Annotated in this window: 8 protein-coding genes and 1 pseudogene; 3 read left to right on the top strand and 6 right to left on the bottom strand. The window is 65.6% G+C overall.

The window, feature by feature from the left end:
- Positions 1 to 222, top strand: a 222-nt coding sequence (locus tag FVW20_RS19555; RefSeq protein ID WP_231038786.1) for a hypothetical protein, incomplete at its 5' end; no start/stop codon positions are given.
- Here FVW20_RS19555 and dnaB read toward each other — a convergent pair.
- The 5 genes from dnaB to alr all read right to left on the bottom strand — a co-directional run bounded on the left by dnaB (position 219) and on the right by alr (position 4,161).
- Entirely contained in the window at positions 219 to 1,703 is a 1,485-nt protein-coding gene (gene dnaB / locus FVW20_RS02075) for a replicative DNA helicase (RefSeq protein ID WP_231038785.1), read from the bottom strand. The two genes, FVW20_RS19555 and dnaB, sit on opposite strands and share 4 nt — an antisense overlap.
- A complete protein-coding gene (rplI, locus tag FVW20_RS02070) occupies positions 1,654 to 2,157 on the bottom strand; it encodes a 50S ribosomal protein L9 (protein WP_012612484.1) in 504 nt (167 codons plus the stop codon). Before rplI ends, dnaB begins: the two co-directional genes overlap by 50 nt.
- A 9-nt stretch (positions 2,158 to 2,166) precedes the next feature.
- Positions 2,167 to 2,430, bottom strand: a complete 264-nt coding sequence (gene rpsR, locus FVW20_RS02065) for a 30S ribosomal protein S18 (RefSeq protein WP_007523772.1) — start codon at positions 2,428 to 2,430, stop codon at positions 2,167 to 2,169.
- A gap of 1 nt (position 2,431) precedes the next feature.
- The gene (gene rpsF / locus FVW20_RS02060) at positions 2,432 to 2,737 is read right to left on the bottom strand and encodes a 30S ribosomal protein S6 (protein WP_196608083.1); all 306 of its coding nucleotides are present in this window, start codon (positions 2,735 to 2,737) and stop codon (positions 2,432 to 2,434) included.
- Positions 2,738 to 3,042: 305 nt separating this feature from the next.
- Complete coding sequence (gene alr / locus FVW20_RS02055) at positions 3,043 to 4,161, bottom strand: alanine racemase (RefSeq protein WP_196608082.1); 1,119 nt, start codon at positions 4,159 to 4,161, stop codon at positions 3,043 to 3,045.
- A gap of 295 nt (positions 4,162 to 4,456) precedes the next feature.
- On the opposite strand from alr, the gene FVW20_RS02050 reads away from it, so the two are divergent.
- Positions 4,457 to 6,802 (top strand): LPS-assembly protein LptD, encoded by a 2,346-nt coding sequence (locus FVW20_RS02050; protein ID WP_196608081.1) that lies wholly within the window; start codon positions 4,457 to 4,459, stop codon positions 6,800 to 6,802.
- Between the two features lie 279 nt (positions 6,803 to 7,081).
- Here FVW20_RS02050 and queF read toward each other — a convergent pair whose 3' ends face one another.
- The gene (gene queF, locus FVW20_RS02045; RefSeq protein WP_231038784.1) at positions 7,082 to 7,636 is read right to left on the bottom strand and encodes a preQ(1) synthase; all 555 of its coding nucleotides are present in this window, start codon (positions 7,634 to 7,636) and stop codon (positions 7,082 to 7,084) included.
- 182 nt (positions 7,637 to 7,818) lie between these two features.
- Here queF and FVW20_RS02040 point away from each other — a divergent pair.
- A pseudogene (locus FVW20_RS02040) lies at positions 7,819 to 8,500 on the top strand (NAD-glutamate dehydrogenase domain-containing protein); the annotation flags it as partial.

Raw genomic sequence — 8,500 nt, 5'->3', positions numbered from 1 at the left:
TTTCCAGGGTGGCGTGAGACCAAGACCCAAGGCGAATATTTGTTCGGCAAGCATGGCAATCCTCCTGAGGGAGGGCTATCCAAACTGGGCGAGGTCGGTCAATTCCACATTAAACGTCGAAGAACCACAAAAACGGGGCCACCTCTCGGCAGCCCCGCAACACTCTTCTATCTTCCTGTTCTTTCTTCCTATCCAACGCGCATCCGCGCCATCCACCCCTAATCCCCATACCCCTCCGAGGGCGGCGGCGGGACGAACGTCAAATCCTCGAACGCGGTGTACGCGGGCAGGTAGGCAAGCTCGGCAACGCCCACGGGGCCGTTGCGCTGCTTGCCGATGATGATTTCAGCGATACCCTTGCGCGGGTTGTCGTCGCGCTTGTTATAGGCGTCGTCGCGGTAGATGAACATGATCACGTCCGCGTCCTGCTCGATGGCGCCCGATTCGCGCAAGTCCGAGAGCATGGGCCGCTTGTTGGTGCGCTCTTCCACCTTGCGGTTCAGCTGCGACAGGGCAATGACCGGGATGTACAGTTCCTTGGCCAGGGCCTTGAGCGACCGCGAGATTTCCGAAATTTCCAGTTCGCGCGAATCCACCCGGCGGGCGGAACGCATCAGCTGCAGGTAGTCCACCATCACGAGGCCCACGCCGCGTTCCGCCTTCAGGCGGCGGGTGCGGGCGCGCAGTTCCAGCGTGGTGATGGCCGGGGTGTCGTCGATGTACACGGGCGCCTGCGACAACACGTCGGCGGCGTGGTACAGGCGCTGCCAGTCCTCGTCGTCCAGGAAGCCCTTGCGCACCTTGGACAGGTCCACCTTGCCCAGCGAGCAGAGCATGCGCATGACCAACTGCTCCATGGACATTTCCAGGGAGTACACGGCCACCGGGGTGTTCTGGTTCACGGCGGCGCGCAGGCACATGTTCAGGGCAAAGGCGGTCTTGCCCATGGAGGGGCGCGCCGCCACGATGATCAGGTCCGAGGGTTGCAGGCCCGAGGTCATCTGGTCCAGCTGCACGAAACCGGTGGTGACGCCGGTGACCACTTCCTTGCGGTCGCAGCGCTTCACAAGGTCTTCGAAGACCTTGTTCACCAGTTCCTTGGCGCTGCGGAACATCTTGCCGCTGACACGCTCGGAAATGGCGAACACCGCCTGCTCCGATTCGTCCAGCAGCTTCTGCACCTCGCGCGAGGCGTCGTAGCAGTTGCTGATGATTTCGGAGCCCGCGCCGATCAGTGAACGCAACAGCGACTTGTCGCGCACGATGGTGGAGTAGTGCTCTGCGTTGGCGGCGCTGATGGTGGACTGGGCCAGTTCCGCCAGGTACACGGCCCCGCCCACCCCTTCCAGGCGGCTCTGCGATTGCAGGTATTCCGCCATGGTCACGAGGTCGATGGGGGCGTTGCGCCGGTACAGTTCCAGGCACGCGTCGTAGATCTGCTGGTGGGCGGGCAGGTAGAAGTCTTCCGGGCGCAGCGTGTCGACCACGGAATGCAGCACGGAGTTGCGAAGCAGAATCCCCCCGAGCACTGCCTGTTCGGCTTCGGTGCTGTGCGGGGGGACTCGGCGCAACAGATCGGCGGAAGCGCGTTCCGTCGGATCGGGAGCGCCGCCCCCGCCCTGGTAGGCGGAGGCGGCGTCGGAATCGGAGTGGCTATTCGGCCGGGGTTTCCGGCTCGGCTTCCACGACGGGTTCTGCGGCATCGCTCACCTTGTCTTCGGCAACAACCTTGACGTTCAGGGTGGCCACCACGTCGGCATGCAGGCGGACGCGCACTTCGTGCGTGCCCAGGGTGCGGATGGCGGCGTCGAGCAGGATGCGGCGACGGTCGATGTCCACGCCCTTCTCGGCCAGCGCATCGCCGATGATGGCGGTGGTGACGGAACCGTAGAGCTTGTCGTTTTCGCCCACGCGCACGGGGATCACCAGTTCGGTGGCGGCGATCTTGGCGGACAGGTCCGAGGCTGCGGTGCGCAGGGCGTCCATCTTGGCCTGAAGCTTCTTGCGTTCCAGTTCGAACGCCTTCAGGTTGGCATCGGAGGCCAGCATGGCCAGGCCCTGCGGCAGCAGGAAGTTGCGGCCGAAACCGGGCTTCACGGTGACGACGTCGCCGAGGCGGCCCAGGTTTTCAACGTCTGCACGAAGGATCAGCTTCATCCCATCCTCCTAGATCTGGCTCTTTTTCTTGACGTCGCTGGAGTGGCCCGCGGTGTAGAACAAGAGGGCCATCTGGCGGGCGCGCTTGATTTCACGGGTGAGCAGACGCTGGTGATGGGCGCAGGTGCCGGTGATGCGGCGGGCGATGATCTTGCCGCGCTCGGTGATGAAGTCGCGCAGGATGTCGGCGCGCTTGTAATCGAGGGGCAGGTCCTTGTCGGCGCAGAAGCGGCAGAACTTGCGGCGCGGGGTGAACTTCTTCTTGAAGGCCATGTTATGCAACCTCCTCGACCGCGTCGGCCAGCTTGACGGTAACGAACTTGAAGATGCCGTCGGCGATGCGGATGTTGCGTTCCACTTCGGCCACGGCCTCGCCGGGGGCGAGGTATTCGAGGCGCACGTAGTAGCCGCGCATGTGCTTCTGCACGGGGTAGGCGAGGTCGCGCATGCCCCAGTGGTCGGCGGCGACCATCTTGCCCTGTTCACGCTCTACGACGCCGGTGAGGGTGCCAAGCAGCGCCTCGCGGGCATCCGCGGCCAGCTCCGGGGAAAGGAGCAGCAGCGTTTCAAACTTCCTCATGGGTTCCTCCTTGTGGGCTTTGGCCCGCCCCGCACGTGGGGGCGAGCAAGGCAGAAACAGGGTCTATAGTCGCAGGCCGTCCGGGTGTCAACAACCCATTTCGCAGCGCCGGGCAAGGCCTGGCGGGCTTGGGCGGTCGTGGGCGTTGATGCGCATCACCGACCGTGGCCCGCCCTGCTCCGCATTGGCGCGCCCTGACCCGCATTGACCCGCCCTGATCCGCATTGACGCGCATTGGCGAGGTTGACGGGTGCCGCCGGGCACCGCGGAGCGTCGGCATGCGCCGGGGCGCACTGCCCGTGCCCCTATTCCCTGTGGGTGCGCGGGTTCATGCCCAGCAGGCACAGCACCTCATAGGATATGGTGCCCCACAGGTCGGCCAGTTCGTCGGGCGTCAGGGCCTCGCCGGGGCCGCCCAGCAGGTAGGCGTCTTCGCCGGCGGCCACGCCGGGCACGTCGGTCACGTCCACGGCGGTCATCTGCATGCACACCCGGCCCAGGATGGGCACGCGGCGGCCATGCACGGTCATGGCGCCCTTGCCGGAAAGACCGCGGCTGTAGGCATCGGCATAGCCGGTGGCCACGATGGCCACGGTCATGTCGCGCGGGGCGGTGAAGGTGCGGCCATAGCTGATGCTGCGTCCGGCGGGCAGGGGATGCACCTGCAGGATGGGTGCGGCCACGTCCATGGCCGGTTGCAGCCCGTCGCCCAGGTGTTCTTGCGCGGTGCCGCGCAGCGGGTTCGATCCGTACAGGGCAATGCCGGGGCGCTGCACGTCGAAGTGCAGTTCCGGGTGGGCCAGCAGCGCGGCGGAGTTGGCCAGCGAGCCCTGCGCGGCGGGCCAGTCGGCGCGCACCCCTGCCAGGATGCGGCCAAAGGTTTCGCCCTGTTGCCGGGTGAAGTCGCCCCGCGAAGGGTCGTCGGATACGGCCAGGTGGGACATGGCCAGCACCGGGCGCAGCATGGGCCGGGCGCGCAGCCGGTCGAGCAGGGCGGGCAGGTCGGCTTCGGAAAAGCCCAGGCGGGCCATGCCGGTATCGAACTTGAGGGCGATGTCCACCTGTTGGCCGGGTGCGGCGCGCCCCGCCAGCAGTTCCAACTGGTCGGCGGAATACACTGCGGGCACGATGGACCGGGCCACGCAGCATTCGGCGTCGGCGGCGTCCGTGGCGCCCAGCAGGGCCACGATGCGACCGGGAATGCCGCCGTCGCGCAACTGGGCGCATTCCCCCACGGTGCCCGCGGCAAAGGTGTCGGCCCCGGCGGCTTCCAGGGTGCGGGCCACGGGCAGCAGGCCGTGGCCGTACGCATCGGATTTGATCACCGGCATGGCGGCAGGGGCCATGCGGCGCAGGATTTCGAAATTGCGGCGCAGCGCGCCCAGGCGCACGCGGACGGCTATCTTGTTGTAGGCAATGGTCATATGCGGGGCTCCAGGGTCGGGTCCGGCTGGGAGGTAGGAGGAAGGTTCCGGCAGGGGAAGGGGCGGGCGTCGGGGCGGGGTGCGACCAGCGGCTTTTCCTGCCGGGAAAGTTGTGGTAAACGACTGCGGTCCCGGTATTGTGCAGGGAGCGGTTGTACCCCCTCGCGCCGTGACATTCAATATCTTCGACACCCCGCCGCGCACCGATGCGAGATGCCGTGTGCAGCGCGCCGGGGAGCCGGACCCTCACGTGACTTCATAAACCGGGCCACTGCCCGGACGATCCGGACCGCGCATGACAGACGGCAGACTCCGCCCGCTCGCCGGGTTCGCGGCATATGTGTTCCTGCTGCTTTCCGGCATTCTGCTCGCGGGCGGGGCGCACGCCGCCCAGCAGCCGCAGCCCAACGTGTTGCAGATGCGCACGGAGGACGACCGCGAGGTGACCTGGAACCTCACGGCAGATACGGTCACGTCGCAGAACGACAGCAAGATCATCGAGGCCGAGGGCCGCGTGGCCCTGCGGCGCGGCCAGGACTACCTGAAGGCCGACTACATCCGCTATTATTCCACCACCAACTGGGTGTACCTGAAGGGCAACGTCGAGGTGCACTTCGGCAAGGACGACATTGCCGCCGAAGAAGCGGAATTCGACCTGCGCAGCCGCACAGGCTGGATGAAGAACGGCCGCATCTTCATGGGCGAACCGCACGCCTATTTCGCGGGCGAGCGCATCGACAAGAACTGGGGCGACCTCTACACCTTCACCAACGCCAAGATCACCGTGTGCGATGGTGATACCCCGGCCTGGTCGCTGACCGCCGAGGAGGCCGTGGTCGAAATCGACGGCTACGCCCGCCTGTGGCGCTCGAATTTCCAGGTGAAGGACAGCGACGTCGCCTATTCCCCCTATTTCGTCATGCCCGCCAAGCGCACCCGCCAGTCGGGCTTCCTGATGCCGCAATACGGCATCAGCTCGCGTGACGGCTTCTACTACAACCAGCCGTACTACTGGGTGCTGGACGAGACCAGCGACGTGACCCTGAACGAGTACGCCATGTCCGAGCGCGGTTTCATGCACGGCGTGGAATATCGCTCGCGGCCCACCACGGACCAGACAACCTGGCTGCGCCTGGACTGGCTGTACGACAACGAGGTGGTGGACAGCGACGGCGACGACCCCATCGACGGCAGCGACGGCTTGGTCCGCACCAACCACGAGCGGTACTGGCTGCGCGGCATGTTCGAGCAGCGCCTTGGCGACCCGCGCTGGCGGCTCAAGGGCGACCTGGACTTCGTGTCCGACCAGAACTACCTGCGCGAGTTCAAGCGGGGGCTTGGCGGGTTCAGCGATTCGCGCGACAACCTGTTCAGCCTGTTCGGTCGCGACATCAACGAGCGCGACCGCTACCGCACCAGCCAGGTCATGCTGACCCGCGACTGGGACCGCGTTTCCGTGGCCTTGGGCGGTCGGTATGATCAGGACCCGGAACTGGGCAACGGCAACCGTTCCTATTCGTCCGATTCGCTGCCCCAGCGCCTGCCCGAGGCCGACGTGTACCTGCACCGGGGCGCCCTGTTCGAGGGGCTGCCGCTGGAAGTGCAGGCCTCTGCGCAGTCGGTGTACTTCCACCGCCGCAACGGCACTCAGGGTGCGCGGCACGACGTGCACCCGCAGGTGGTGCTGCCGGTGAACGGCAAGTACGGCTCGGTGATCTCCTCCGTGGGCCTGCGCCAGACCGTGTACGACACCGAGCGCCGCGAGAGCCTGCCCGGTGACGGCGGCGATTCCTCGGGCGAGTCCCGTACCCTGCCGGACTACAACATCGCGGCATCGACGGAAGTTGCCCGCGTCTACCGCGTGGAAAGCGCGCCGCTCACCCTGACCGCCGAGAATGCCGGGCAAAGCCGCTGGACCGGCATCCGTCATGCGTTGCAGCCGCGCGTGGAGTACAACAACCTTCCGCTGCTGGATCAGGAAGACAACCCCCGCTACGACGGCGACGACCGCATCGGCGCACGCAACGAACTGGTCTACTCCATCACCAACGTGTTCACGCGCAAGCGCGAAGTGGTGCGGATGAAGACCAACGACGAGGGCGTGGCGGAACCGGATCTGGGTACCGACTACCTGGAGTTCCTGCGGGTCAAGCTGCAATCCGGCTACGACATCCGGGAGGCCAACCGCGACGACGAACTCGATACCTACGAGCGCCGTCCCGTGCTCGACTACCGGGCCGAGGTGCAATACTTCCCGGTGGCGTGGCTGGCCTGGCACAGCATCAGCGCATGGTCACCCTATACCGGCGATGTCACCCAGCACGACCACGGCCTGACCCTCATCGATGCCAACAGGGGGCAACTGACCCTGGGCTACAACTGGCGCTCAAGTCTCGCCGAGTACAACAGGAAGCGCGACTACGACATCAACGCGTTGTACCTGCGCGGAGAAGCTTCCGTGTGGGGACCGTGGAGCGTCGGCGGCGAGTACCGCGTGGACATCGAGAACGGTACCGACCTGGAACGGATTTTCGACATCATCTACACGCACCAGTGCTTCAAGCTCATCGGTCGAACCACGTTCGACCGGGAAGAGGAACGCTACGAGGTGCTGGTGGTTTTGCCAGGCCTCAGCGATTGATTGTGTTGCCACGAGCTCCTTTTTGCCCTCTGCCTGACCGACCCGAAGGGCGCGCAGCGTGACCGTTGGGCGAGCGCGTAGGCGAGTCCTACGGGCATCGAGAGCAGAGCTGTCAGAATGCCCTTTTGCTCCGGTCGAGTACTGAAGAGTACACTCCCGTCGCAAAAGGGCATTCTTTCTTGGCAGAGAACAAAAATGCTGCTCGTGGCGACACCATCTTAATGGTGTCCTCCCGTTTTTTTCCTTCCCAGCGCCTGCTTCGTCAGTTTTGGCGCGGTGCTACACCGTATGCCGTCCGCTTTCGCGTTTCCACTCCGATACCATCTCGCGCACCATGGCCGCGCGCGGTTCCTCCACCTGCTTGAATCGCTCGGCGAACACATGCAGGTGGGTGCCGCCGCGCGGGGTGAACAGCCCCTTCACCCGACACCACAGCGGGTCCAGCGCCTCGGTCATGTGGTCGAGCACGGTGTTGGTGATGGTTTCCATGAACGACTGGTGGTTGCGGTACGCGAACATGTACAGCTTGAAGCTTTTGGATTCCACGCAGAGTTGGTCGGGGATGTATTCGGTGACGATGGTGGCGAAGTCCGGCTGCCCGGTCACCGGGCACAGCGAGGTGAATTCCGGAAAGGCGATGCTCACGATGTAGGGCCGGTCCGGAAAGTTGTTGGGAAAGGCCTCCAGAATGTGCGGGCCGGGGCCCGCGTGGGGATATTCGGCCTTCACGCCCAGCGTGCGCAGGTGGGCGGTCTGGTCCTGGCTGCGGGTATAGGCGGCGTCGGCGGCACCCGCTGCGGTACGGGACGCGGGGGATTCGGTCTTCTTGGTCATGCGGTCTCTCCCGTGGGAATATGATGCCTGCATTGTGGCTGCTGGCGTCTTCCTTGGCAAGGGCCGTGCCCGGCTGTTCGTGGTGGTACTTTCGGCAACTACTTTCGTCATCAGAAAACGGTTGCCACGCCGGGCCATTGCGCTATCCTGTGCGGCAAACCACCCGCCACGGAGGATGTCCCATGGCCAAGTCCCATCCCAAAGGAGTGGAAGAAGCGCTCTCGCTCGTCAAGGGCGGGCTTGGCGGCATTGCCGATCAGGTGGTGCCGTGGTTTTTTGCCAACATGCCGGATTATTATCTGCGCACCCATTCGGTGACGGAGCAGGTGCAGCACCTGCAAGCCATCATCTCGGGCCGGGTGGTCACGGACAACCAGGCGGTGCGCCTGGCCAGCCCGGACGGTCGCAAGATCACCTACATTTCCCCTTCCGCCTCGCGCGACCTGCACGGCATCCTGGCCGGAATGCTGGGCGAGCACATCGAAACGGCGCGCATCTACACCACGGCGGACGGCCAACTGGGCCTGAACGAGTTCCTGCTGGCCCCGCAGCCCCGCGCGGGCAGCCTGCGCACCAGCGAAGGCGACGACCTGTTCAGCGCCGCCCTGGACGCCATGCGCGCCAGCGGTGAACTGCCGGAAACGGACATGGCCGCCTTTGGGGCGTTCCTGGCCGCCGCCAATGCGGAATACGTGGAAAAGTTCGACCCGGTGCGGGCGGCCCGTCACTTCCGGCTGCTGCGCGAGATAGGCGGCGGCGACGACACCGGGCTGCTCATCGAGCAGTGTTCGGCCCCGACCGTGCCCGCCGTGTCCGACAGACCCGGCGGGCCTGGCGTGCCCGGCGCAGTTGCGGGCGGCGGGA

Origin of the sequence: Nitratidesulfovibrio oxamicus (assembly GCF_015731765.1) — a bacterium.
Lineage (GTDB): Bacteria > Desulfobacterota > Desulfovibrionia > Desulfovibrionales > Desulfovibrionaceae > Cupidesulfovibrio > Cupidesulfovibrio oxamicus.
Note: the sequence above shows the minus strand (reverse complement) of the source record. Positions and strands in the feature narration are given on the sequence as shown.

Coding starts and splice junctions, on each gene's coding strand:
- dnaB (WP_231038785.1), bottom strand. CDS start 1,703: ATGCCGCAGAACCCGTCGTGGAAGCCGAGCCGGAAACCCCGGCCGAAT.
- rplI (WP_012612484.1), bottom strand. CDS start 2,157: ATGAAGCTGATCCTTCGTGCAGACGTTGAAAACCTGGGCCGCCTCGGC.
- rpsR (WP_007523772.1), bottom strand. CDS start 2,430: ATGGCCTTCAAGAAGAAGTTCACCCCGCGCCGCAAGTTCTGCCGCTTC.
- rpsF (WP_196608083.1), bottom strand. CDS start 2,737: ATGAGGAAGTTTGAAACGCTGCTGCTCCTTTCCCCGGAGCTGGCCGCG.
- alr (WP_196608082.1), bottom strand. CDS start 4,161: ATGACCATTGCCTACAACAAGATAGCCGTCCGCGTGCGCCTGGGCGCG.
- FVW20_RS02050 (WP_196608081.1), top strand. CDS start 4,457: ATGACAGACGGCAGACTCCGCCCGCTCGCCGGGTTCGCGGCATATGTG.
- queF (WP_231038784.1), bottom strand. CDS start 7,636: ATGACCAAGAAGACCGAATCCCCCGCGTCCCGTACCGCAGCGGGTGCC.